24 protein-coding genes and 6 pseudogenes are annotated in these 24396 nt (G+C 59.2%); 11 read left to right on the top strand and 19 right to left on the bottom strand.

Annotated features, from left to right (window positions below; genetic code table 11):
• Positions 1–163 precede the first annotated feature (163 nt).
• The gene (locus V1286_RS06900) at positions 164–910 is read left to right on the top strand and encodes a DNA polymerase IV (protein WP_417021111.1); all 747 of its coding nucleotides are present in this window, start codon (positions 164–166) and stop codon (positions 908–910) included.
• Between the two features lie 183 nt (positions 911–1093).
• On the opposite strand, the gene V1286_RS06895 is transcribed toward V1286_RS06900, so the two are convergent.
• Positions 1094–4198, bottom strand: a complete 3105-nt coding sequence (locus V1286_RS06895; RefSeq protein ID WP_334489554.1) for a DEAD/DEAH box helicase — start codon at positions 4196–4198, stop codon at positions 1094–1096.
• 776 nt (positions 4199–4974) lie between these two features.
• Between V1286_RS06895 and V1286_RS06890 the strand changes: the two genes are divergently transcribed.
• The gene (locus tag V1286_RS06890; RefSeq protein ID WP_334478448.1) at positions 4975–5628 is read left to right on the top strand and encodes a glycerophosphodiester phosphodiesterase; all 654 of its coding nucleotides are present in this window, start codon (positions 4975–4977) and stop codon (positions 5626–5628) included.
• Between the two features lie 131 nt (positions 5629–5759).
• Here the strand turns inward: V1286_RS06890 and V1286_RS06885 are convergent, their stop codons facing one another.
• From V1286_RS06885 to V1286_RS06845, 10 genes and pseudogenes are all read right to left on the bottom strand, one after another.
• Positions 5760–6074 carry a GYD domain-containing protein gene (locus V1286_RS06885; RefSeq protein WP_334419665.1) on the bottom strand — a complete coding sequence of 105 codons (315 nt, stop codon included), beginning with the start codon at positions 6072–6074 and terminating at the stop codon, positions 5760–5762.
• A gap of 35 nt (positions 6075–6109) precedes the next feature.
• Entirely contained in the window at positions 6110–6997 is an 888-nt protein-coding gene (locus V1286_RS06880; RefSeq protein ID WP_334478447.1) for a CheR family methyltransferase, read from the bottom strand.
• Between the two features lie 452 nt (positions 6998–7449).
• Entirely contained in the window at positions 7450–7866 is a 417-nt protein-coding gene (ligD, locus tag V1286_RS38850) for a non-homologous end-joining DNA ligase LigD (protein WP_417021110.1), read from the bottom strand.
• Positions 7796–8298 (bottom strand): annotated as a pseudogene (gene ligD, locus V1286_RS06875) (non-homologous end-joining DNA ligase LigD). Before ligD (V1286_RS06875) ends, ligD (V1286_RS38850) begins: the two are co-directional and overlap by 71 nt.
• Positions 8299–8359: 61 nt before the next feature.
• Positions 8360–8776, bottom strand: coding sequence for an ATP dependent DNA ligase (locus V1286_RS06870; RefSeq protein WP_334478445.1), 417 nt, complete (start codon positions 8774–8776; stop codon positions 8360–8362).
• A gap of 6 nt (positions 8777–8782) precedes the next feature.
• A pseudogene (locus V1286_RS06865) lies at positions 8783–8866 on the bottom strand (hypothetical protein); the annotation flags it as partial.
• A gap of 91 nt (positions 8867–8957) precedes the next feature.
• A pseudogene (locus tag V1286_RS06860) lies at positions 8958–9269 on the bottom strand (ATP-dependent DNA ligase); the annotation flags it as partial.
• A 10-nt stretch (positions 9270–9279) separates the two neighbouring features.
• A pseudogene (locus V1286_RS06855) lies at positions 9280–9660 on the bottom strand (DNA polymerase ligase N-terminal domain-containing protein); the annotation flags it as partial.
• Between the two features lie 379 nt (positions 9661–10039).
• Positions 10040–10861, bottom strand: coding sequence for a phosphosulfolactate synthase (locus V1286_RS06850; protein WP_334478443.1), 822 nt, complete (start codon positions 10859–10861; stop codon positions 10040–10042).
• Positions 10862–10889: 28 nt separating this feature from the next.
• The gene (locus V1286_RS06845; protein ID WP_334478441.1) at positions 10890–12269 is read right to left on the bottom strand and encodes an MmgE/PrpD family protein; all 1380 of its coding nucleotides are present in this window, start codon (positions 12267–12269) and stop codon (positions 10890–10892) included.
• A 40-nt stretch (positions 12270–12309) separates the two neighbouring features.
• On the opposite strand from V1286_RS06845, the gene V1286_RS06840 reads away from it, so the two are divergent.
• Genes V1286_RS06840 through V1286_RS06825 form a run of 4 tightly spaced genes read left to right on the top strand, consistent with a single transcriptional unit; the run spans position 12310 to position 14290 of the window.
• On the top strand, positions 12310–12537 hold the full coding sequence (locus V1286_RS06840; RefSeq protein ID WP_334478440.1) for a hypothetical protein: 228 nt from the start codon (positions 12310–12312) through the stop codon (positions 12535–12537).
• A gap of 23 nt (positions 12538–12560) precedes the next feature.
• Complete coding sequence (locus tag V1286_RS06835) at positions 12561–12884, top strand: rhodanese-like domain-containing protein (protein WP_334478438.1); 324 nt, start codon at positions 12561–12563, stop codon at positions 12882–12884.
• A 36-nt stretch (positions 12885–12920) separates the two neighbouring features.
• A complete protein-coding gene (locus tag V1286_RS06830) occupies positions 12921–13484 on the top strand; it encodes a uracil-DNA glycosylase (protein ID WP_334478436.1) in 564 nt (187 codons plus the stop codon).
• Positions 13485–13510: 26 nt separating this feature from the next.
• Positions 13511–14290, top strand: a complete 780-nt coding sequence (locus V1286_RS06825; RefSeq protein ID WP_334489553.1) for a succinate dehydrogenase iron-sulfur subunit — start codon at positions 13511–13513, stop codon at positions 14288–14290.
• 144 nt (positions 14291–14434) lie between these two features.
• Here V1286_RS06825 and V1286_RS06820 read toward each other — a convergent pair whose 3' ends face one another.
• Positions 14435–14842 (bottom strand): hypothetical protein, encoded by a 408-nt coding sequence (locus V1286_RS06820; RefSeq protein WP_334478435.1) that lies wholly within the window; start codon positions 14840–14842, stop codon positions 14435–14437.
• 181 nt (positions 14843–15023) lie between these two features.
• Here V1286_RS06820 and greA point away from each other — a divergent pair, with 181 nt between their 5' ends.
• Positions 15024–15524: a transcription elongation factor GreA gene (gene greA / locus V1286_RS06815; protein ID WP_334478434.1), complete on the top strand. Its 501-nt coding sequence runs from the start codon at positions 15024–15026 to the stop codon at positions 15522–15524.
• 199 nt (positions 15525–15723) lie between these two features.
• A complete protein-coding gene (locus tag V1286_RS06810) occupies positions 15724–16803 on the top strand; it encodes a branched-chain amino acid ABC transporter substrate-binding protein (RefSeq protein WP_334478433.1) in 1080 nt (359 codons plus the stop codon).
• A gap of 22 nt (positions 16804–16825) precedes the next feature.
• Here V1286_RS06810 and V1286_RS06805 read toward each other — a convergent pair whose 3' ends face one another.
• Positions 16826–16933 (bottom strand): zinc-binding dehydrogenase, encoded by a 108-nt coding sequence (locus tag V1286_RS06805; protein WP_334478432.1) that lies wholly within the window; start codon positions 16931–16933, stop codon positions 16826–16828.
• Positions 16934–17088: 155 nt separating this feature from the next.
• Between V1286_RS06805 and V1286_RS06800 the strand changes: the two genes are divergently transcribed.
• Together V1286_RS06800 and V1286_RS06795 are read left to right on the top strand one after the other, a co-directional pair.
• Positions 17089–19467 (top strand): phosphoketolase family protein, encoded by a 2379-nt coding sequence (locus tag V1286_RS06800; RefSeq protein ID WP_334478430.1) that lies wholly within the window; start codon positions 17089–17091, stop codon positions 19465–19467.
• Positions 19468–19476: 9 nt separating this feature from the next.
• Positions 19477–20682 carry an acetate/propionate family kinase gene (locus V1286_RS06795; RefSeq protein ID WP_334478429.1) on the top strand — a complete coding sequence of 402 codons (1206 nt, stop codon included), beginning with the start codon at positions 19477–19479 and terminating at the stop codon, positions 20680–20682.
• 32 nt (positions 20683–20714) lie between these two features.
• On the opposite strand, the gene V1286_RS06790 is transcribed toward V1286_RS06795, so the two are convergent.
• From V1286_RS06790 to V1286_RS06770, 5 genes and pseudogenes are all read right to left on the bottom strand, one after another.
• Positions 20715–21122 carry a hypothetical protein gene (locus V1286_RS06790; protein ID WP_334478427.1) on the bottom strand — a complete coding sequence of 136 codons (408 nt, stop codon included), beginning with the start codon at positions 21120–21122 and terminating at the stop codon, positions 20715–20717.
• A gap of 54 nt (positions 21123–21176) precedes the next feature.
• Entirely contained in the window at positions 21177–21476 is a 300-nt protein-coding gene (locus tag V1286_RS06785) for a hypothetical protein (RefSeq protein WP_334478426.1), read from the bottom strand.
• A 240-nt stretch (positions 21477–21716) separates the two neighbouring features.
• Complete coding sequence (locus V1286_RS06780) at positions 21717–21956, bottom strand: hypothetical protein (RefSeq protein WP_334478425.1); 240 nt, start codon at positions 21954–21956, stop codon at positions 21717–21719.
• 76 nt (positions 21957–22032) lie between these two features.
• Positions 22033–22580 (bottom strand): annotated as a pseudogene (locus tag V1286_RS06775) (NuoB/complex I 20 kDa subunit family protein).
• Between the two features lie 91 nt (positions 22581–22671).
• Positions 22672–22836, bottom strand: coding sequence for a peptide ABC transporter permease (locus tag V1286_RS06770; protein WP_334478424.1), 165 nt, complete (start codon positions 22834–22836; stop codon positions 22672–22674).
• Positions 22837–23033: 197 nt separating this feature from the next.
• Between V1286_RS06770 and V1286_RS06765 the strand changes: the two are divergent.
• Positions 23034–23480: pseudogene (locus V1286_RS06765) on the top strand (NADH-quinone oxidoreductase subunit D); the annotation flags it as partial.
• Positions 23481–23651: 171 nt separating this feature from the next.
• Here the strand turns inward: V1286_RS06765 and V1286_RS06760 are convergent.
• Entirely contained in the window at positions 23652–23930 is a 279-nt protein-coding gene (locus V1286_RS06760; RefSeq protein WP_334478423.1) for a hypothetical protein, read from the bottom strand.
• Positions 23931–24396: the final 466 nt, after the last annotated feature.

Genomic DNA, 24396 nt, shown 5'->3' with positions numbered 1-24396 from the left:
GGTTTGAGATCTTTACCCACTGCCAATATATCGGTGCCCCTGAACCCTCGATGAACGCCCTCGAATTCGAAACCACAAAAAGCTGATCGTTCTGTCGGGTCCACGACAGAGGGAGAGCCCGCGAGCATCTCGCCGAACGTTAATTTTTGAGGGGAGGTCCATCATGCCCGTCAAGCAGAACCCATCGACCAGCATGGCGGCTGATTCGGGACGGTCTCGCTCAGATCGCGATCCGAAGCGTGACGAGCCGCCGGCCGCCGGGCACAGGGATGGCCTCCCAATGCGCAGGGACCAAGACACGACGCAACTCCGCAACCAACATAGCCGCTATCCTCGACGAGGCTTACCTCGATGCCACCGAGAACATCCAGGGTATCTCGATCGCAACGGAAATCGCGACTTGATCAGAGTGAAAATCCTGAGCGAGACCGGCCTGACCACCTACGCCGGCATCTCCTACAACAAATTTCTGGCAAAGCTCGCCTCGGACTACCGAAAGCCAAATGGGCAGTTACGTTATCACGCGAAAGATGCGTCCAGCATTCGTTCAATCCCCCTCGGGAAATTCCATGGGTTCGGCCCGGCGGCAAGCGTGAAGATGAACGGTCTCAGCATCTTCACGGGCATGGATATGTGCAACCAGACGCTCGGGTTCCTGAACGCACGCTTCGGCAAGGCCGGTAGCTACTATTACTGGATCTCGCGCGCCATCTGCGAACGCCCAATTAGAGCTAACCGGATTCGGAAGTTCGTCGGCGCCGAAAACCCGTTCTCGCAGGGTTTAGCGGACTACGACGCGCTAGCGGCGGAGCTGCAGCCGCTGGTCGACAAGGTTTGGGGCCATTGTGAAGCTACCGGCGCGCGGGGCCGGACGGCAACCCCCAAGGTAAAGTTTCCGATTTCGAATTGATCACCCGCAGCAGGTCAGTCCCGTCATCGACGCTGAGCTTGGCCCTCGACCTGCTGAGGCATCTGATGCCCCCAAAGAAGACAATATGAACGCTCGGAACCTCCGTTTCCGGATTCAACGGGCCCGAACCTGAAGACGAGGATCAGTTGCCTCTCCACGTTAGATGAATAGCAGTCGCCGCGATTACTCGTCCAGAAGGTCGAGGAACTCTTCGACCTTCCTAAGCGGTCCCTCGCGTCCGTTGCTGATGTACACAACCCGATCGCCATCGCGTTGCAGTGATCGCGCCCTGGATTTCCGAAGTCGTCCCGGCAGGAATGTCGCGGCTACGGCATCCGGGCCGACATCAAGTCTTATGATTCCTCTTCGCCTGCAGTCGATCCTGAGCCTTGCTGCGGTAAAGAAATCGCGGGCCGCCGGAGGCAATCTGCCGAAGCGACGGGAAGTCTCCTCCTCGAGATCGTCCAACTCATCTTCGCTTCGGCATCTGGCGACGCGGCCGTAGATTTCCAGCCGAACCGCCTCCGATTGCACGTAGCCTGCGGGCAACATGTCTCCTACGGGCAGATTCAGGTCAGGCACCCACAGGTCGGCTGTTCTGTCGTCGGCTTTCTCCGAGGCCAATTTCAGAAGGTGGCTGTAGAGCACGGGTCCGAACACCTGCACGTGGCCCGACTGTCGCTCTGAAAGCACGTCCCCCGCTCCCCTGAGGTCCAGATCCCGCGCACTGATCGCGAAACCCGCGCCCGGTCTGCTGAACTCCTCCAGAACGGCCAACCGCTTCTCAGATCGCTCCGAGCCCGAATCGGTCAGCAAATGCGCAAACGCCCGTATCCCGCTGCGGCCCACCCTTCCTCTGAGCTGATGAAGTTGCGCGAGACCGAACTTTTCGGGCCAACAGACCACGATCGTGTTTGCACGTGGGATATCGAGACCGCTCTCTACGATGTTGGTCGCCAGCAGCACGTCCGCCGCGCCTTCGACGAAGCTCATCATTCGGTCATCTATGTCGTCGGCGGGCAACTTGCCATGCAGACAGACGATGCGGAGATCCGGGGCCACCGATTGAACGCGCGCCAGCATCGGATCGAGATCCTGAATTCGCGGACAGATCAAGAAGCTTTGCCCGTGCCGCCTTTGCTCGCGCAGCAATGCGGAGGCAATAGCAGCATCCGAAAGAGGAGCAACCTTTGTGACGACCGGGAGTCGATGAATGGGCGGAGAGGCGATGACGCCAAGATCCCTGAAGCCAGCAAGACCGCCCGCGAGAGTCCGCGGAATCGGCGTGGCGCTCATCCAAAGGGCATGAATACTCCTGGCCAGCCCGGAAAGTCTCGCCTTCTCCGCCGCCCCAAAATGCTGTTCCTCATCGATGACGACAAGGCCGAGGCCGGCGAACTTCACGTCCTTCGAGGTGAGGGCCTGCGTTCCGACTACGACCTTCAATTTGCCACTCTTCAGCCCCTCCTTCACCTCTCTTGTAGCTGCGCCCGAACCGGTTCGCGACAAACTCCCCACTTCGATGCCAAACGGAGCGAAGCGTTTGCGGAAAGTCGCGACATGCTGTCTTGCCAGGACCGTCGTCGGCACCGCTATCGCCACCTGCTTCCCTGACAATACGACGGCAGCCGTGGCTCGCAACGCCACCTCGGTTTTGCCGAATCCGACGTCGCCGCAAATGATCCTGTCCATGGGGTGGCCCGACGCAAGATCATTCAAGACGTCCCGAATGGCTTTCGCTTGGTCGACTGTCGTGAAATACGGAAAGCGCGCGACGAACCTTTCATAGACGGGACCTGGAGGTACAAGTTTCGGCGCCCGCCGGCGGCGTCGCTGGCTGATGTGTTTCGCGAGTTGCTTGCCGGCGACTTGGATTTCGCGCTCCGCCTCGGTACGCCGGCTCCACCATGTACTTCCATCCGCTTTGTCGAGGGTCAGCTCGCCGCGCTCCGACGCGTATGGCCAGATCAAGGCGAGGTCGGCGGGCGGAACGAGAACGGCATCGTCTCCCGCAAATACCAGCCGGATCATTTCGCGCGACGACCCGCCCCCCGTTGCCACGGTCTGCAAGCCGTCGAGCAAGGCCAGTCCCCGCTGCAGATGAACGACCGCGGCGCCCTGCTCCGGTACATCTGCGTGGTCGAAAGCCGCATTCCAGCTTCTAGCCAGGGGCTGCGGATGATGGGCCCTGCTGCCGAGCACATCGGAAGCCGTTACGACGACAAGAGGTTTCCGGCCAGGTACGACAAACCCTCTATCAAAATCGGCCAGCAGCGCCGCCTCACGGTGGCGTCCGGCCGTCGCCTCGTTCCAATCCGCAAAGTGCTCTGCCTTGACTCCGCTCATCCGTTCCAGCACGCGCAGGTCGTCCTCATGCGCTGCGACGAAAACCAGGCGCGAACCGGCGCGCCGCGTATCGTCGACGAACGCACGAAGCGCCTTCCTGGGCGATGCAACCTGCGAAAAGTCCGGTGCGGGAGCGAAACGTGCCTTTTGCGACAGCACGTTCATACGCCTGGTCGCCTGCTTCCATTCGCGCCTCCCGAGGTATTCTCGGTCTCTGTCCGTGCGACCCGCCGCCTCCTCGATCGTGCTAAGCCAGCTATCAGCGTGCGCTGAAACGCCGGCATCCGCGACCCACTTGGCTCGACCACAATAGTCGAATAGGGTCGAGCGCTTTCCGCGCATGTTCCCGAAGGCCAGCCGCTCCGACATCGGGTCGATGAGAAGCTCTTTCGTCTCAAAAACGATGTCATGTTCTATCGGATCGAACGCCACGATCCGACGTATCAGCCCGCCGGAATGCTCTACTCTGAACGGACCGAGCGCGCCGGCGGGAAAAATCTCGAATGTCTTCCCGTGAAACAGCGCGCCGCCGGGATAGTCCGCCTCTTCGTCAAGGTCGTATCCGAGGGTCTCAAGCCGCGGCCGGAGATCTTGTTCAGAAAACGCGGCGCCGACTTTCAACCGAAGGATTACGCGAGACCAACTCGCCACAGTGGGAAGGCGCTCCATCACGGCCTCTGCCGTGGACACGAGCAGAACCGGCTTCTCAGGCTTGGCAAGGCGCCGCAAGACCGAACTTCGTCTGCCCGCGATTTCGTGCGACGGCTCCAGCTGATCGAACGGCAGCGTATTGAGTCTTGGAAAAACAAGCACATCGCACGAAGCATCGATGGCATGAATGATGGCACCCAGCCGCTCGGCTTTATTCTCGTGTTCAGCAAGAAAGACGACGCCATTGCGGCCAGACTTCCTCCACTGTACGAGCAGATGGAGGGCCATCATGCCTAGGGGCGATGAAGAAGAGATTGCAGCCCGCGATGAAGAATTCTTTCGCTTCGTTGCCCTGCTGGCAACGTGCGCTTTTTTAGAACGGCCCACGTTGATCCCGTCGTTGATCGCGACCATCTCACGCTGATGGCGAGTGTTGCTTCGAAGAGGCCCGCTCTGATGTGCGAGCTACGCCTAGGATTGCATACATATGCGAGTTTGATCGCGGACGCACGCTTCCAGTCCAATCATCCCGTGAAACATCGCTTGGGAGCGGAGGCGTCTCGATCGTCCCCCCTTCTCCGCTCGACAGATCACGGTTCTCAGCATTAGTGCGTTTCGGTTCGCCTTTCCGATCCTGATGCTCCGTTGCAGATCGAAATGAGATTCGGCAAGGACGCGCGCGGAAATTGACCGCCTGCTCTTCGCCGTTGTTGGCTATGGGCGTTTCCCGGTCAAATTTCGCGCACCAGGCAAGTCCACCACGAGGGTATCAAATTCATTTTGCAAGGGAGCGCTGATTATTGGCTGATCTGGCAACTTCTTCGCTGGCTCGTACCACGGTCGACCTACGACCGGCACTCAGAGCAATTTGACAGGTATGAGGCTATTCTCGACTACGGCTGCGCGGCGCTAGTGGCGAGATTCCTTGGAACCTAAAATCGTTTGAAATCAATGGGCAGGTCCAAGTTAGCCAAGAGATTTCGATTTGAAATTGCGCCTCAAGCTGCACATTTCTCTCTACGGGGAGATTGCATGGCGCGCGCAGCTTGGCTTTTACGGACCTCGTCATGAAGCTTATTGCGCATCGTGGATGGTCCGCGGGTCGGGGTGAAAACTCGCTCGCCGCGTTCGCACGTGCCGCCCGTGACGGCAGAATATCTGGTGTCGAATTCGACGTCTGCCTTGCAGCGGATTCCGACACATTGGTGGTGTCACACGACCCGCCGCGTCATGTCGAGAATGCGCTGACCCTCGATGCGGCACTGTCGCTTCTTTCGCCGACTGACCTTGAACTGTTTGTGGAGGTGAAGGAGACGGGACTTGTCTCAAGAGTCATCGAGAGGCTGGTTGCCAGCAACGTGGCCCGTCGCTCGGTCGTATTTGCCTTTGCTGCCGTCGCAAGATCCTTTCCGTGGGAGGGTACGCGACCGGTGCGCCTGGGCATCATCGTCATGTACCCGTGGAACCTGAATCGTGCGGTGCGCAGGTATGCGCCGGATGTCCTCCTGCTCGGCTGGGACGCGCGCGCTTGGACGCGAGTCGCTTTTCGCGCCTGGTGGACCGTTTTCTCGCTTGAGCACCTTGCGCGACGCTACCACGTGCCGGTTGTGGTAGGAATCGTGCAACGCATGGACGACCTTCATTGGCTCTCGCGGCAGCGCCTCTACGGGGTGGTTGCCGACGTCGACCGCACTATCGGCCGCAGCGCCAGACCTGATTAGGCCGGCGCAAACCCGTTCGTCGCCCGTGAAGTATTCCAAAGCAGCTAACAGATCGGCCTGATCTGGCGTGGGGAAGTATTCGATTTTGCAGGAAAGCCGGGTGCGGAGCCCGGTTCTCCGGCAGGCATGAATCATGCGCGGGCCGCGCCCGGAAGCGTCCGGACGATTTCCTTGAATCGGTCCCATTCAGTCGCCGACCAGATTTCGGTCTGGGCATGGCCAAAAGTACGGATGAGCGTTGAAACCTTGGCTGCAGTTTCGATATCCCTTGCGACGAAGATATCGAGGTAATCGTACGGGCCGAGCACAGCATAGCTGCTGAGCCATTCAACCTCCGGGCATTGCTCGCGGACGCGTTTCATGGCGTCGCGTTCGAGGGCTTCCAGTCCTTTCGGCGAACGAACGGCATCCGGATTTAGGCGGGTGAGCATGATGAATGTCGGCATGGCACCATCTCCTTGGCAAGGACGGGACCGCCAGCTCAATCAATCCGCCGGTGCGCGCCTAGTTGCGGCAATCGATCGTAGGATTGGTACGAAACTGAACGCTCGGCGACCTCAGTCCGTTCGAAAATCTGCGGCGCGCCACACAGGGGTCTCAACATCTGCTTGACGCTCGGCAGCCGCTCATGCGTTCCAATGACGAGATAGCCGTGCGGCGCAAGGCGATCCATGATGCGCCTCAGCACATGGCGTTGCAACGGTTCCGCGAAGTAGGTGAACGCGATGTTGCGGCAAAGAACGAGATCAAACATCCATGCTGGTCCCCGTCTCCGCAAGTCCTGAGGCAGGAATTCAATCCCTTCCCGATGTTTCGGCTTGATGCAGTAGAGGAGCCCGACCCGGTCGAATGCCTGCTCAATCAACCGCGGCGGGAATTCGCCGAGGCTGGTTGGCTCAAAGCACCCTCGCCGCGCCCTTGCGAGAACGGTTTCATCGATATCGGTCGCCACGATTGACACCGACGCATCGGGAAACTCACACGCTACATCGTAGCCCCAAATGACTTTCAACGTGTATGGCTCTTCGCCAGACGCGCAGCCGGCAGACCAGATGCGGACCATCCTTCCTTCGCGAACGGCGCGTGCCGCGATCTCAGGAAGCACGCGTTCGCGCAAGGTCTCGTACACGCTCCTGTCGCGATAGAAACGGGAAATGGTCACGACGCAGCAATTATCAAAGGCCATCCACTCGGCAGGATCGGCCTCGAGGCGGCGGCGGTAGGCCGCAAAATCGGCAAGTCCGAGTTCGCGGATTCGCCGGTTCAGGCGCTTGCAGACTTGGCGGCGCACCTTACGAAAACCGGGCCAGCGGAAATCGCGCTGCGCGAGCGCCCACTGAAGAAAACCGGTGCAATCTCGATCGTCCATGGAACTGCCGATCAAGCGTGGTCAAACTGCTTGGCGGACCGCTCGCCGGCGGCGAATACCCGTTGTTCCACTGGCAGCGGAGACATATCAAAAGTACCAGCAATAGCCGCGCCGGCAAACGCGATGATGCGGGTCCCGGAACGCCCAACAATGGCAGTATCAGTGATAGCCAGGCTCGTTAAGTCGAGCATCCAGACTAGGCGCTACTAGGCAAGGACGTCGTCGGCCCCGACTCGTTCCTGGATGCCAATTCAGCCTAAGGACGCATGCGAATCCCTGCTGGGAGATCGCGGGTGTCTCTAATTGGCAAAGCAACGTTTCACCGTCGTGGTCGCCTCTCCCAACTCTGACAGCGGCGATACCGGCGAGCAGCTCTTTGTCAGCGAGCCCTTGAGCGGCCTCCTGGCGGCAATCTGGTGGGGCGCGCCCGGGCAAGATCACTTTGGCCTGGCTTATGATCGCGAGGTGCGAGCGCGCGCCTTCGAGTCCCTCTCAAGGCTGCGGACGATGCGATGCAGGTCGGTTCGTTGTTTAAGGATTGGCTTCAGCAGGTCGCCTCTGGTTTTCAGTCGTCTGAAGATGGTCTTGATGGTAAATCGCCGCGGATTCAGCCCCTTTCTTACTTCGCGCCAATCCAGGGGAGTTGAAACCGTCGCACCCGGCCAGGGTCGCAGCGAATATGGCGCCGCCGCAGTCTGGCCGATCGCATTCCGCATATAATCGAGGTAGACCTTTCCGCGCCGTTTTCCGATTCGATGTTGCGTCGTGGCCAGAGCGGGTATTTCGGCTTCGATTCGTTCAGCCAACAGCTTCGCGAAGTGACGGACTTGCGCAAAGGTATATTTCCCCGCCGAATGGGACCAATACATGGATCCCCTTCTTCCCGGAGGTCTTGCAGTAGCTTTTCACGCGCAACCCCTCCAGGACCTGGCGCGCCGTTTGTGCAACGGCGATAACGTCGTCGAAAACGTCACCTTTACTCGGATCGAGGTCGAGGATCATGAAATCCGGCTTGTCGGGACGCGCGATGCGCGAAGACCATGGATTGATTTCGATGCAGCCGAGGTTGGCGAGATAGAGAAGAGTGTCCTTGTTGTTGCAGACCACGTAGTCCACAGTCTTTCCAGCGCTTTTGGCGCGCAGCGAAACGCTCTTGACGAATCGAGGAAGTCGCTTGGGATCGACGTCTTTCTGAAAAAATGGTTGCCTTTGATGCCGTCAGGAAACCGATTGAGGGCTTCGGCCTGGTCTTTGACATAAGGCAGCAGGTAAGGCGCAATCTTCTCGCAATAAGCTATCACGTCGCCCTTGGAATACCGCTCCTTCGGCCAGAACACTTGTCTAGATTGGTGAAATTTACGGTCATGCTCGCTCTCGCCTGACTTGCCGCGCGGGCTTGTCGGTGCGCAGGCCGAGGAACACGGGATGACGCATCTCGCCCTTGCGAGTCCATTCGGTGAACTTCACTTGGCACACGAGCCGCGGTTTGATCCACGTCGTCTGGTCTTCGTGCGGAACGTCTGTGAACGGCTGCTTGCCGGTCTTCAGCTTCACCATGCGGGCGTGCAGCGTCGCGAGCATTTCGGTCGAAAAGCCCCCGCCGCTGTGACCGGCATAAACCAGTTTGCCCTCCTCATAGAGGCCTAGCACCAGTGAGCCGAAATGCTTCCGGCTGCCGCGCGGTGCGGTAAAGCCGACGATGATGGCTTCCTGCTCGTGGCCGGTCTTTATCTTTAGCCATTCTCTCGTGCGCTTGCCGGAATAATACCGACCGGACACACGCTTGGCGATGACACCTTCCTCGCCCGCGCGTTTTGCCTTGTTGAATGCTGCTTGGCCGTGTTTCTTTCGATGGACGCTGAAACGGATCGACGCTGAAACGGATCAATGGATGGCGGCCCAGAATAGCGTGCAGGCGCTGCTTGCGCTCGACCAGTGGTGCGCCGCGCAAATCATTGTCGTCGAGGAAGAGAAGATCGAAGACGTAATATCGGAGGCGCGCTTTGCCCTTCAGGGCGTTCTGCAACAGTTGAAACCGGGATCGGCCGTGCGCGTCGAGGGCCACCAGTTCGCCATCGATCACGGCGTTGCGCTTGATAATGTGGAGCGCTTCGGCGATCGCGGCGTACCGTCTGGTCACGTCATTGCCATTGCGCGAATACAGGGAAGCGTCTCCGCCTCCGGTTTTTGCAACCAATCGGAAGCCATCCCATTTCGTCTCGAAAACCCACTCCTTATCGTCGAACGGCGCGTCGATCAGGGTTGCAAGCATTGGCTTCAGGTCACTCTTTCGCATGCTTCTTGATCAGCAGCCATTGCTTCGGGCTTTTCAAGCGCACGAGCGAATACGTTCCCCTGAGCTTGCTCCCATTGAGAACGAAGCTCACGCGCCCTCGCCGCAACCCTGACCGCATGGATCGCTCGCTCTCCGCAAGATTGTGAGCGCCTTCAGCCGCGTAGGTTCCTGCGTCCCATTTTGCCGCGGTCCCGGCACCGTACTCGCCCTCGGGTATCGCTCCCTCGAAATCCTTGTACGCGTAGGGATGATCCTCAACCTGCACGGCGAGGCGCTTGTTCGCAGACCTTCTGGGCGGGCCTTTGGGGACGGCCCAGCTCTTGAGCACGCGGTCCAGTTCCAACCGAAAATCATGATGCACGTGCGAGGCGCGATGCTTTGGACGACAAAAATCAGCCCCCTCGCTCTGCGATGCGCATTCGCACGCGGCTCTGGCGTCTTCCGAAAATTACGCTTCCTGCGATAGGCGGTCAGCGCCATCATGATTCGCGGCTTTCGTTCCGGGAAAACGCCGCTTGGCGACCACTGGTTCCGAAAAATGGGCAGTAATGCTGCCAGTCCTCCTGCGCTACGCTCGGCCAAGCTGCTACGCGTAGGTCAACAACCCGAGCACAAGTGTGCAAGTGCAACACGCGCAGGTCAATTCGGGGACGGGCCCTGCATGCCACCCATTTCTGCGATTCACATGAATAGGGCCCGGGATCTCCCCACGGCCGGCTGTGGAACGGCAAAATATCGTGCACGACTCATGGAGCAAGGTTTTGAATGCGGCCCCAAGTGCTTTTGGTGCCCCAAATGCCGGACCGCAGCGCCTCGAGCTGTATGATCTGGCTGTGATCGACGAATAGATTGACCTCGTTGCCATAGTTCTTGATGTACCACTCGAATACTGCGGGATCGGCACCTTCGAACATGACCTTTTCGAGCCCAAGCTGATTGATGATACGGGCAACCACATCAGTGCGCCATTTGCTCACATTTTCGGTGATACCTTCGCTTTCGATCATGATGATGTCGGCGCCGGCATCGAGCGCGCGCTCGGCCTGTGCGATCAGCCAGCCGACATCCTTGGTGCCCTCGGCCGCGAGTTCCTCGGCCGCGGTGCTGCCCCCAGCGCCGAACTGAATGCCGAGTTCGGGCTTGGCTTTCAGCCCGGCGATTTTCACCTTCTCGATCAGGCGTAGGAGGCTATCCGTCGGCAAGCTGATGAAGCCGGTCGAGATTTCAATGACATCGAAGCCGAGGGCCTTGGCTTCCTCAATGTAGCGATCAACCGCTTCCGGCCCAAAACGCAGCACATTTTCGATCCAGCCGCCGGTCGACACGTAAACATCATGATCGTGTGCCAGCCTGTTGATGCTCTTCACCGCGTCCGCGGGCATCAGCGCGAACGACCCGCCCGCATACTTGATCCCATCGACCCAGGCGCCGACCGTCTCCAAGACATCGGCGAGATGACGCGGACCATAAGCGCTGTAATAGGGTCCTCGAACTTCGGTAAGTCCGGTCTTGCGCGGCTTTGCCGAACGCGCCGCCCGGGGGATGAAAGAAAATGTGGTCTCGGTCATCGGTCTCGTCCTTCTACGCGCACGGATATCATGTGGCAGCGGCATGCGAGCGAATAGCGCCGAGCAACTCCGTCAGGTCAGCGATCGGGCGTTCGTCAAGCGTGGCGATCACGTCGGCTATCGCCGCCCGCTCCGCCGCGGTGGTGAAGGTGCGGCTCACGCGATCGAACTTGGCTCGCGCGGCCGTCCAATCAAAGGGACTGGTGTGAAAACCGTGATAGTCTTCCCGCTGCACGGAAAAGACGGTGCCATCCTCCAGCTCCACTTCGAGCTCGGCTGGCAAGCGCTGCGGGAATAGTGCCGATAGCCGTGCTTCCGGCATAATGGTTACCTTGCGCAGCATCTGCTGGACATCGGTGGCGGCTATGCGATCGGGCGCGTACTGCTCGGGCTGCACCTGGCCGTCAATAAGGGCAACCGCCAGCATATAAGGAAGGCTGTGATCAGCCTCCTCCTTTGTTCGCACAATTCGTTTGTTGCCCTCCTCTCCGCCACCGATGATCCGATGGGCCACCGCAAAGGTCTTGAGCCGCAGGGCCCGCACCGCGATGGCTGCAAAGTGGGGATTCGCGCGAATATCCAGGGCCGCATCGATAGCCGACTGCGCATGGATTTCGGCATTGTGCTTTTTCAATATGGTAAGGCGCACACGCTCCAGATCTTCCTTCGACCAGTCGATCTCGAATGGCCCAGCGATCGTGTCCATGAACCCCTTATTGCCCTCGAAAACCGCCTCCGGCCCGGTAATGCCGCGTGCCGCAAGCAACGCAGCATATGTCGCCGCCATGGCTGTATTCGGATAGGCTAGGCCCTTCCAGTGCGACAGTGCGCCGGTGCGGGTCACGCGCAGCGCGTTGTTCGCAGTGCCGCTGATGGCGATTGAGTTGGCAATCTGATCGCACGGGAGAGCGAGCGCCTTGGCAGCTCCGGCCGCTGCGGCGTAGGCGCCTTGGGTTGTATGATCGAACCCCTTGTCTCGCACCGGAGCAACATCGCTCAAACGGGTATGGATCTGATATGCGACTGCGAGCGCGGTCAAAAACTCAGCTCCGGTTGCCTGCCGCATCTCGGCTGCCGCCAGAACCGCGCCGAGATTGTCGGACGGATGACAGGTCTCGCCTTTGGCGAGATAGCTGTCCATGAAATCGAGATATCGGCTGAGCGCGCCATTGAAGAAGGCCGCCCGGTCAGGCGCGGTCTTGCCGCCGCCAATGAGCGTAGAGAGAGGCCGGCCACCGAGCTCGGCTACCAGCTTGCGAATGGCGCCGATGGGCCCAGCGTCAAGTGCGCCAAGCGCGACGCCAATGGTGTCCAGCACGCGGATTTTCAGCTGCTCCACAGCCGCAATACTGAGGTCGGCAAAACGCGCCCGCTCAACAAAGCCGGCCAGTATCTGCACCTGGGTCATAGCCGGGCTCCTTGATTTAGATGTGGTATGGAAGGATGGAATGATCAAACGACACTTGCTCGACAAGGGCCTCATCGCGCTAAGCCCGGAAGGCCTCTCGGTCGGGTTCCATCGCAGCATTGATCGCGGCCGCCAGGGCGATGGCCACGGCTGGCCGATATTGCGCTGCGCTGCTTCCTCATCCTCCTCGCAGTCCCGCAACCGCTATGTTGAAGGCGAAGTTCCAAACGACGACGGAACCGTTCTTTTGGCGACGAGTTGCCCGTAAAAGAGCGTGCCAGGAGAGCAACGATGCAGGAAATTTCTCGTGAGCAGGTACGGTCGCTGATGCGGCGACATGCCAGCATCGTCGAAGTGCTTCCGGAGCCGAATTTTCGAAAAGGGCATCTGCCCGGAGCAATCAACGTTCCCTTCGATGAAGCATTCGACGAGCACGTCCAGAATGCAATTCCCGACAAGAATGTCCCGGTGGTTGTCTATTGCGCTGATGGCGAGTGTCAGCTGTCGCCTCAGGCTGCTGAACATTTGGATCGGCTGGGTTACACCAAAGTATTCGACTACAAGGCCGGCAAAGCCGACTGGCAGAAAGCGAGCCTGCGAACCGAAGCCGGCTGAGCAAGGTACCTTTTGGCTTGGCGAGTGCCGGAACCGATGGCCGAGACAAGTGCCGCAAACAAACTTCTCGATCACCGTCGTGTCGCGCCTGAAGGTCTTTTCCGGCGACCGCGGCTATACTTGGTTGGTGAAGCGCCAGGCGGCGAGGAAGCCGCGCAGGGCAAGCCTTTCGTCGGGCCGGCCGGCAACGCATTGCGCAAGATGCTGGAGGAGAGTGGGATCGACCCTGGCCAGCTCCGTTTGGCAAATGTCATTCCATTTCGGCCCATCGAACATTCCAAAGACCGCAAGCCACGCAATCGCAGCCCAACGACTGAGGAAATCCAGTGCTATGGTGCAGCGGTGCTAACTGACATCCGACGTTCCAAGCCGAGCGTGATCGTTGCCCTTGGCAGCACGGCGGCCCGCCTATTCGGCGAGTCGCAGTCGATTCAAACGGCCCGCAAGGCAAAGCGCCAATTTGAAGGCCATCCGCTGCAGATCACTTTCCACCCGGCCTACGTCCGCCGCTTCGGCGGGAGAAGCGGCGACGCTTGGCGTCAGACGGTCGCCGACTTACGGCGAGCCTGGAAAGAATCGGGGTTGTCTGGATTCAAGTAGCGCTTGAAGCTCTCGACGAGGCGCTGATGGTCCAATTCACACTTCCCAATAACTCGAAGATCGGCGCAGGTAAGACGTGGGCTCGGCCGGCGGGCGCACGGGATCCACGCGAGTACCGCGTCTATCGTTGGAATCCCGACGATGGGAGGAACCCACGCATGGACACCTACTTCGTCGATCTCGACGATTGCGGGCCGATGGTGCTCGACGCGCTGATCTGGATCAAGAACGTCATCGATCCGACCCTCACCTTCCGCCGTTCCTGCGGCGAGGGAATCTGCGGCTCGTGCTCGATGAACATCGACGGCACCAACACGCTCGCCTGCACCATGGCGACGGATGCAATCAAGGGCGTGGTCCGGGTCTATCCGCTGCCGCATCTTCCGGTAATCAAGGATCTCGTTCCCGATCTTGGCAATTTCTACGCCCAGTACGCTTCGATTGAGCCGTGGCTCAAGACAGTCACACCGATGCCTGAAAAAGAATGGAAACAATCGCCCAGCGACCGCGCCAAGCTCGACGGCCTCTACGAATGCATTCTTTGCGCTTGCTGCAGTACCGGGTGTCCCAGCTATTGGTGGACCAGCGAGCGCTTCCTCGGGCCAGCAGCCCTGCTGCAAGCGCACCGCTGGATCATGGACAGCCGCGACGAGGGAAGCGGCGAGCGGCTCGATAATCTTGAGGACCCGTTCCGCCTCTACCGCTGCCACACCATCATGAATTGCGCCAAGGTCTGCCCGAAAGATCTCAACCCCGCCAAGGCCATCGCGGAGATCAAAAAGATGCTCGTCGAGCGACAAGTGTGACCGCATTGCATGTCCGTTTCCGCAGATTGCGAAACTATTTTTCGCCGCAGACGTTTATTCGCCTCTAGGGGAGAATGCCCGATGTGCGATTATAGCCTTCACGCTGTCAGGTCGCGGGCGGCCAAGGCAGGCGACCGATTAATTTCAACCAGTTTCCCCGGAACCGAAACGCGCGGCTTCACGGCGGCGGGCGAGCCGGGAGTGGCAGTCTGCCTTCTCCCAGGCACCGAACTCGTTTTCGAGCGCGAAATCGAGACCGCCCACGCCTTCGCTCGCCTCCTGCCGAGCTTCCGGTTTGGCATGCAAGGCGAACGACTTGCCCGGTTTCGACGAATCGATGTCTGCCAACCGCGCATGCATCATGACGCGCTGGAGCTTGCCAACGGCAGGATAGTTCTCGTGACAAAGCTCAGCGAGGGTCAGCGCGCGACCGTCCTGCAACTGCCGGCGAACTCGAAGTTCGGCAAAACGGACGAAAGCAGGAGTTCGCCCGAAGCCACTGAGGCGCTGGCGGGGCCATGACCGTCGAGCCGGCGGCAGCGGCGTCAACAATACTGGTTCCGACCTAAGATAGCCCTGCAAAAGCGGAACATTGTATTCCTGCGACAGTTGGGGGAGGCAAGCGCTGATCCGCTGCTGTTCCCCTGCTCGGTAGCGCCAAGGGGATCCATCCGAAGGGCGTGGCGGGGAACGTGCGCATGCACGTCCCACCTCGGACCTAGGCACAGGCCCAATGAATGACGATATCGAAACACCGATTCAGAAGCTGCCCACGACAGCCGAGGGTTACGCCGGTCTGCAAGACGAACTGAGGCGCCGCGTCCAGGTCGATCGCCCGCGCATCAACGAACGCATCAAGGATGCACTCGCGGATGATCCCAACCTGCCCGAGAATGCGGAGTACCAAGCCGCCAAATTCGAGCAGGAAGGCAACGAGGCACGCATCGCAGAACTTCAGGACAAGCTTGCCCGCGCCGAAGTAATCGACATATCGAAGCTCTCCGGCGACACCGTCAAATTCGGCGCCACAGTGACCGTCATCGACGAGGATACCGACGAGAAGCGGGTTTGGCAGATCGTTGGTGAGCCCGAGGCGGACGCAAAGAAGCGCAAGATTTCGATTTTTTCGCCGCTTGCCCGCGCATTAATCGGAAAGACCAAAGGCATGAGCATTGAGGTCCTGACGCCTGGAGGCGCCAGAGCCTTTAAGATCCGCAAAGTGGAATGGCGTTGAGGCCCAGCCATTGGACCGGGTGCGGCCCAGCATCAAACTGATCGGTTCAGTTCCCGCTCGCGACCTCGACACGGATGTTCATTGCGGCTCATCGACGTAAACCCGCGCCTGTCCTGCGCTAGTCCTTACCGTCGCCTCGTGTTTTGAAGCTTTTCGCCAAGCTCGATGTCTGCTTGTTCCCTTGATTAGAGGATCGGCAATGCAAACGTCCCGACTGTGCAAGATTGGCATCGGTGCGCCTCTTTCGGGACGAGGAGCCCCACTTGGTCGCGAGATGATGCAGGCGGCCGGAATCGCTGTTGTTGAGGCGAACGAGACTAGCAACGCCGCTGGAATCCGCCTCGAGGCATGGGTGCTGGATGATGCCGTTGATCCAGAGGAAGGCCGAACGATCGCCCACCGCTTTGCGGATGATGATGCCGTTCTCGCGATCATAGGGCATTATAACAGCAACGTGACGCTGGCGACCGCGCCTATTTATCTGGAACGTAGCCTGCCACTCGTTGCGCCGATCGTTTCAAACCCAAAACTGACCGAATCAGGATGGACCAACGTCTTCCGCTTCACTAACCGGGACGACGTCACAGCAGCGGCGATCACCCGGTACCTGCGCGACGAACGGCAAAAAGCGAGCGCGATCGTCGTCGAGACGCAAACGGTTTACGGCTCCAGCATGAGCGCGCAATTCGTTACTGCGTGGAAAGCGGTGGGCGGAACCGTTATCAACCATCATCAAGTTAGCGAGGGCTGTGAAGACTTTGTCGCATTAGTGAACGGATTTTCCGGAGATGCCGACCTTGTATTCTATGGCGGCACATTTGAGGGAGCGCCTCTGCTCAAGGAAATGCGGACCCAGCGCTACATGCAGCTGTTTGCGGCCGGCGACGGATGCTGGGATGTCGGAAATTTCCTTGTGCCGGCCGGCCGTTCGGCGACGGAAGGCGAAGGCGTGATTGTGCTGTCGGCTTGTCCGGAGATCGGCAAGGTGGCCGGCTCAAGCGACTTCGCCATGCGATACGAACGTCAATTCGGTCCGATCACGAACTATGCGGTCAATTCCTTCGATGCCACGATGACGGTCGTTGAAGCTATCTGCGCGGCTGCGAGGCGCGGCGCGTTGGTTCGAGCCGGCGTGTTGGAGTGCCTGAGAGGTATCAATCGAACCGGGATCGCCTACCCCACGCCGGTACGGTGGGACTCAAGGGGCGACAATATGGCGGCCGTGACTGCACTGCACATCGTGAGGGGTGGACACTTCCATCAAGTTGCATCGATCTGAAGCTGGTGCACCGGGCGCCCGGTCATCCGACCGTCAGCACGACCTTGCCGACCAAATGCCCCCCTTCGGCCGAGGCGAGCGCCTCGGCAGCGGCATCCAGCGAGAAGGTCTTCTGACGGTGCGGCTTCACCTCGCTATTCTTTCGGGGAACTCGCTCATCGGATCAAGTCATCCTGAGCCGCAGACGGACCTCGCTACACTTCCTTATGAGCGGAACCTACGGCCTCACATTCGATTGAAGCAACGTGATCTTCAGGTTTGTAGTAGCACCTAAGGGATTGGACGGTGCATCAACCCGCGAATACAACCAGCGAACTCGGGCAACTTGATCGCTACTGGCGCGCGGCGAACTATCTGTCCGTCGGGCAGATCTATCTGCTCGACAATCCTCTACTTCGCGAGCGTCTGCAACCTACGCATATCAAACCCCGTTTGCTCGGGCACTGGGGCACGACACCGGGGCTGAACTTCATCTATGCCCATTTGAATCGCGTCATACGCGCCCGCAATCTCGACATGATCTATATATGCGGTCCCGGGCACGGCGGACCGGGCATGGTTGCCAACACCTATCTCGAAGGCACCTACAGCGAAATCTACCCCGACATTACGCAAGATACCGACGGCCTGCGAAAGCTCTTCCGGCAGTTTTCCTTTCCCGGTGGAATTCCAAGCCATGCCGCACCGGAGACCCCCGGTTCTATTCATGAAGGAGGTGAGTTGGGCTACGCGCTCGTACACGCTTACGGCGCCGCCTTCGACAATCCGGATCTCGTGGTCGCCTGTGTGATCGGGGACGGCGAAGCCGAAACCGGTCCGCTCGCCGCATCATGGCACTCCAACAAGTTTCTCAATCCCGCTCGAGACGGGGCTGTCCTGCCGATCCTGCATCTCAACGGCTACAAAATCGCCAACCCGACGATCCTCGCACGCCTGCCAACCGACGAACTGGATCAGCTGTTGAGCGGATACGGTCATGATCCGCTGTTCGTGGAGGGAAGCGAACCGAGCGAAATGCACCAGAAGATGGCACAAACGCTTGATGAGGCGTTTGATCGGATCCGGGAAATTCAAATCAGTGCAAGGAATGGGGGCAGACGGCAGCGCCCGCGCTGGCCAATGATCGTGTTGCGTAGTCCTAAGGGGTGGACCGGCCCGAAAGACGTCGATGGCAAGAAGGTTGAGGGTTTTTGGCGCGCCCACCAGGTGCCGGTCGACGGCGTACGAACCAATCCGACGCATCTAGACATTCTGGAGAATTGGATGCGGAGCTATCAGCCGGATACCCTGTTCGATGAGAGCGGACGGCTCGTTGGCGAGTTGCAGGCTTTGGCTCCGACCGGCAGCCATCGCATGAGCGCAAATCCGCACGCTAATGGCGGGACATTAAAACGAAAGCTCGAATTACCGGATTATCGTCAACACGCCATCGAGGTACCCTCCCCGGGCGCCGGGCCCGAAGAGGCCACGCGCGTCATGGGCAATTATCTCCGCGACGTGATCGAGCTCAACGCCGAAGCCAGAACATTCCGGCTTATGGGACCCGACGAGACCTCGTCAAACCGGCTCGATGCGGTATTCGAGGCGACCGAGCGGGTGTGGATGGAAGATATCGAACCCTACGATGTCCATCTCGGCCGGGATGGCCGGGTCATGGAGGTGCTGAGCGAGCACCTTTGTCAGGGATGGCTCGAAGGTTACCTCCTCACTGGTCGACATGGGTTATTCAATTGCTACGAAGCGTTCGTTCACATTGTCGATTCCATGTTCAATCAACATGCGAAATGGCTCGAAGTGTCGCGCACGTTGCCATGGCGGCAGCCGATCGCTTCCTTGAATTATTTGCTCAGTTCACATGTATGGCGGCAAGATCACAATGGCTTCAGTCATCAGGACCCTGGTTTCGTCGACCTAGTGGCTAACAAGGATGCGGATATCGTTCGCATCTATCTTCCGCCCGATGCTAACTCCCTTCTATGTGTGACCGACCACTGCCTGCGGACCTATGACCGCATCAACGTCATCGTGGCTGGAAAGCAACCGGCGCCGCAATGGCTGTCGATGGCGGAAGCCGAAGCGCACTGTGCTGCCGGCATCGGCATTTGGAGCTGGGCGGGGACAGAAGAAACAGACGAACCCGACGTGGTAATGGCATGCGCCGGCGATATCCCGACGTTGGAAACGCTGGCCGCCGTCTCACTGCTGCGCGATGCATTTCCAGACATGAAAGTCCGCGTCGTCAACGTGGTCGATCTGATGGCGCTGCAACCACGTGAGCAGCATCCTCATGGCCTTTCCGATAAAGAATTCGATAGACTCTTCACCCGCAACAGGCCGGTGATCTTCGCCTACCACGGCTATCCCTACATGATCCATCGTCTCACCTACAACCGCGCCAACCATGACAATATCCATGTTCGCGGCTTCCGCGAGAAGGGCACGACGACGACCCCGTTCGACATGGTGGTTCTCAACGAGCTTGATCGATTCCACCTGGCGATCGAAGCGATCGATCGCGTCCCCGGCCTTGTCTCAAAAGGCGCGTCGGCCAAGCAGGCGTTCCACTCGAGGCTCACCGAGCATCACCGATATGTCCGCGAACACGGTGAGGACATGGCCGAAATTCAAGGCTGGCACTGGCGGAGCAAAGAAACGATCGACTAGGATTACTCGATGCCGCAAGCGATACTGGCGCTCAATGCCGGTTCATCCAGCATTAAATTTGCTGCTTACAGAGTTGGTACCGGCTCCGAACTGACCCTCGCGTGCAAGGGCAGCCTGGATCGGCACGCCAGGGAAGCCAAATTGATCGTCAAGGATGCTGCCAGCACAGTTCTGCAAGAGCACACGTCCGAATCCGTCGATTCGAGTTCGGCCTTGACAACATTGTTACTTGGACGCATCGAACCACTGCTCGGCGACGCTGAATTGGCAGCAGTCGGTCACCGAGTCGTTCACGGCGGGCCGACCTTCTCTGCTCCTGTGTTGGTTGATTCCGCGGTCTTGCAGGCGCTCGACGCGCTCACGCCATTAGCCCCGCTTCATCAGCCCGGATGTCTTGATCCCATTCGCAGCCTGATCTCCGTCCGACCAAGGCTGTTGCAGGTTGCCTGCTTTGACACGGCATTCCACCACGATCTTCCGCCGACTTACCGCCGATTTCCGTTGCCTGCCGAATTTGAAGCGGACGGCATTCGCCGCTACGGATTCCACGGTCTTTCGTTCGAATATATCGCGCGGAGCCTCGATTCGGTTGAGGCGCGCGTCGTCGTCGCGCATTTAGGCAGCGGCTCCAGCCTCTGTGCTATCCGCAACGGAAAGAGCGTCAATACCACGATGAGCCTGACGCCCCTCGACGGGTTGATGATGGCCACCCGCAGCGGCGCCATCGATCCGGGACTTGTCCTTTACCTTCAACAAACGAAAAACATGTCAGCGTCAGAAATCGAAGAACTCCTTTACCACAGGTCGGGCTTGATCGGGCTCTCTGGAATATCGTCCGACATGAGGATCCTGCTCGCGAGCGACGATCTGAAAGCAAAGGAAGCTATCGATCAGTTCTGCGCCTGTGTGGCCGAACAAATCGCGGCTATGGCAACATGCATGAGCGGAGTTGATCTGCTGGTGTTTACAGGCGGAATCGGAGAAAACAGCCCGGAGATCCGGAAGCAAATCTGCGCGCGGCTGAATTGGCTGGGCCTCAGAATCGACGATGAGGCGAACATGCGCGGGCACAATTCTATCTCCACACGGGAAAGCCGCTTCGCGGTCCGCGTGATACCGACCGATGAAGAGTCCGTGATCGCTATGCAAACCCGAGACATAATCGATCGCGCAAATTTAGAGGATCCCAACCGGATTGCGAAAAACCCGGCCTAATGGCTGACGCGACATATGGTACGGGTGCCCGCTCATTGCCATCGGCCTTCGAACAGTGGCTTCACGGGATGGCGTGACGTCGCCATACGCAATTCGCCGACGATATCTGCATGGGCATAATCTTCCTCCTCCTTCGGCAGTTGCAGGTGATAAGCGCGCTCGGGATCCACTCGCGCACCAAGGATGAATTCCGCGCCTGGATAATCGAGCATCCTCAGATCTTCAAGCTCGAACCGGCGGTCGCGAAATTCCTCCTGCAGCTTCTCAGGATACTCGGGCTTCTCCTCTTCACTCAGGCCTGCGCCTGGCGGCGCACCGGCCTCAGGATTCTTGATCGACAATGCGAAGCCCGCTTCCGGCGCGATATTGAAAGCGCGTTGCACCTCGGATGGGTGCTTCGGCAGTTCCAGCGCGTAAGCGACGTGCAGTTGACCGTTCAATAGCGTAATCGCATAGACGCCTTCGCCGGCTGGGCGGACCGCGGGCGCGTGGCGTCATCCCCTCGTTTGTGTCTGGTATTCGCTTTCCCGCAAGCGGCGCTCCAGCGCGTCGGCCGAATCGGTCACATGGTCGACGAAACCCCAGAACCGCTCATGCTCGGCTGCCTTGGGCAAGCGCTTGCGGCCGACGATAAGCAGGCGAAAGCGAGTTTCTCCCTGTGGCTTGAGCACAATGAAGAACCGCTGCATGTCGACCAGGCTTGTCGGATTCTCCTCTCCGACCGCAGGTCGGTAGAGGAAGAAGATGTCCCCACGTTCCAAAGTTTCGTGTCGAGGCGCGCGCGAAGTTGCCATGGCTCCGCTCCATCTCTTGGAAAGCCGCAATGGCCGAACCGGTTCCGGTCACACGCAATCCATTCCGTGTCGTCACTTGCGGTGGTATTTCACGGAACTCCCAAACCCGCGCACGGTTGCAGCAACAGGCGCCGTAATGTGGAACTGGAGATGCAGGGTGGCCGCCTCGCGCCGCGCGGCGTGCGGTCGAGGGAATAATTCGGATCATGCCGAGAATCTAGGCCGCATCAATTGCCGGGGCTAGATTCGATCACGTAGACCTTTAGCGCCTTCGCCTTGGGCGCAATGCTCGCAACAGAAAAAAGTCCCTGCCTTCTCCAAGCCGTGCCCGACGATGCGGATTCCGCAATGATCGCAGGTCGGTGTGAGCGCATGAATGGCGTATTCGAAGCTATCAAAGGTATGCGCCTCGCCGTTCATCGTGACCTGAAAGACCTTGTAGCCATGATGTCCGCCTTCGCAGATATCTCGCAGATGCATACGGAAGTCTGCAAATGGTTCAGTTCCACCAGCGGATACTGCTAAGATCGATCATCCTAGAACCTGGACAGCCTTCTCACCGCTCGATCGTGCCCGTCCGCCGAATCTTCTTTTGCAGGAGCATAATGCCGTACAACAGCGCCTCGGCCGTGGGTGGACAGCCCGGTACATAGATGTCGACTGGGACGATCCGATCGCAACCGCGCACCACCGAATACGAGTAGTGATAGTAGCCGCCGCCATTGGCGCAGGATCCCATCGAGATCACATAGCGCGGCTCCGGCATCTGATCATACACCTTGCGTAATGCTGGCGCCATTTTGTTGCACAATGTGCCGGCAACAATCATCACGTCGGACTGGCGCGGCGAGGCACGCGGGCAAAGCCGAAGCGTTCGGCGTCGTAGCGCGGCATCGCCATCTGCATCATTTCAATCGCGCAGCAGGCGAGACCGAAAGTCATCCACATCAGCGAGCCGCTGCGCGCCCAGGTGACCAAGTTGTCTGCGGATGTGACCAGAAAACCCCGGTCCGACAGCTCGTGGTTCACCTCGCGAAAGAAATGATCGTCCGCGCCAATTTGCGGGTCGGCATAGGGATGGATGGTCCCGACTGGCGCAGTCATCGTCATGGCTGGATGTCCGCCTTGCACTGTGAGTTGACTATTGCCCATGCAGATCTCCTGCTGGCCCGGCACTGCCGATGCGATGCACGGTTCAATGAGCAAATCGGGCAAAGGCGAGAAGCAGCGCCAACACCACGGCTCCCGCCAACCCTGCGATGAAGATCGCGCGGCGCAGGGGAGTGCGGAGAATGATCTCGCCTCCTCTGGCCTTCTCGGCCGGATAAGGCGCTGTCGGGCGTTCGTTCCTTTCGGTCATTGCTGGATCGACTCGGTTTCCATGCATCTGATTGTTTCTCGAAAATGCACGCCGCTCTCGCCTCTTGGGGGCCAAACCAAAGCCAGACGAAAGGTTCCTGGCCGGCTGGCTCAAATCTCGCCGGCCGGCACACCTGTAGAACCGGTGATGGTACCGGACGTTTCACCAGCGGCTCCAGCAAACGAAACGAGGCCCGCATGGCCGACGCTGCGCCCCGCAATTTCACGATCAATTTTGGACCGCAACACCCGGCAGCGCACGGGGTGTTGCGCCTTGTGCTGGAACTTGACGGTGAGGTGGTCGAGCGTGTCGACCCCCATATCGGCCTACTCCATCGCGGCACCGAAAAGTTGATCGAGCACAAGACCTACCTGCAGGCGTTGCCCTACTTCGACCGGCTCGACTATGTCGCACCGATGAACCAGGAGCATGCGTTCTGCCTCGCGGCGGAAAAGCTGCTTGGGATCACGGTCCCCCGGCGCGGCCAGCACATCCGGGTGCTCTATTGCGAGATCGGGCGCCTGCTGTCGCATCTGCTCAACATTACCACCCAGGCGATGGACGTTGGTGCCCTGACGCCGCCGCTATGGGGCTTTGAAGAGCGGGAAAAGCTGATGGTGTTCTATGAGCGGGCCTCCGGCGCTGCTTTTTGAGCGAGCTTTGTCTTGCGGCTTCCGTCTCAGCCTGAGAAGAAGCAGGCCGCGCCGCTCGCGCAGGCTTCGATCTCTTCGACGGCGCCTGTCCCATAGGTGCTGGCGTATTTCGCCACTCCGTGGGTTGGGTCTTCACCGTCATCGAGGTGCGCTTCTTGGATATTAGCCTCTGCCGGTCCGGCGTTGACCGCGCTTTGTCTTTCCGATTGCGACTTGGACGCTTCGGGGCCAACTTTGCCCCACTGGCCGGACGCGCACACGGCCGTTATCACCCTCGCTGATCAAGGCTTGAAGGCTGATGTCATCGTCAATGCGCACAAGTTTGACATCGGTCTCAGGCTTCCAGTGTAGGGTGACGTCGAGATCACCGGGGAAGATTTGCCATTTCGTGCCGTCATCCAACTCGACAATATGGCTCTCGGAATGCGCTGTGATCTTCATAGGCTCTCCTGCTTGGATCGCTCATTCCAAACAAGGCGTTAGAACCGGGTTCGGTTCCGCCCGGTGCGACCAGTTGCCTCTGCAAAGTTCAGCGCTACCGTTCCTCGAACAAGAACGTGACTGACGAACTTCAACGTACGTTGAGCGCGCCGTGTTCTGCTTCGAATAGCTCGCCGAGAATCCTAATCCCAAAAGGGATGGATTCTGTTCCGACTGCCAGGGATCTGGAACCCTCTCCGGGTCCCGCCGGTCCTTGTTTGTAACGTTGCCTTGTTTGTAACGCAGCCCTTCTTGAACCGAAACTGGGCGATTAATACATTGTCATCGCATTGTCCCAATGGCCGCTATCGGTGATGAGAACGCCGGGTCGCGCTCCCGCCAATCCTCGAATGGATGGAGCAGCGCATGCGAAAGCGTCGCCGTTTCAGACAATCTTGTTAGGACCAAGGTCTCATCGAGCTCTCGT

It is taken from the genome of Bradyrhizobium algeriense (assembly GCF_036924595.1).
Classification (GTDB): Bacteria; Pseudomonadota; Alphaproteobacteria; order Rhizobiales; family Xanthobacteraceae; genus Bradyrhizobium; species Bradyrhizobium algeriense.
The sequence above is the reverse complement of the archived record's forward strand: the minus strand, read 5'-3'. Positions and strand labels throughout refer to the sequence as shown.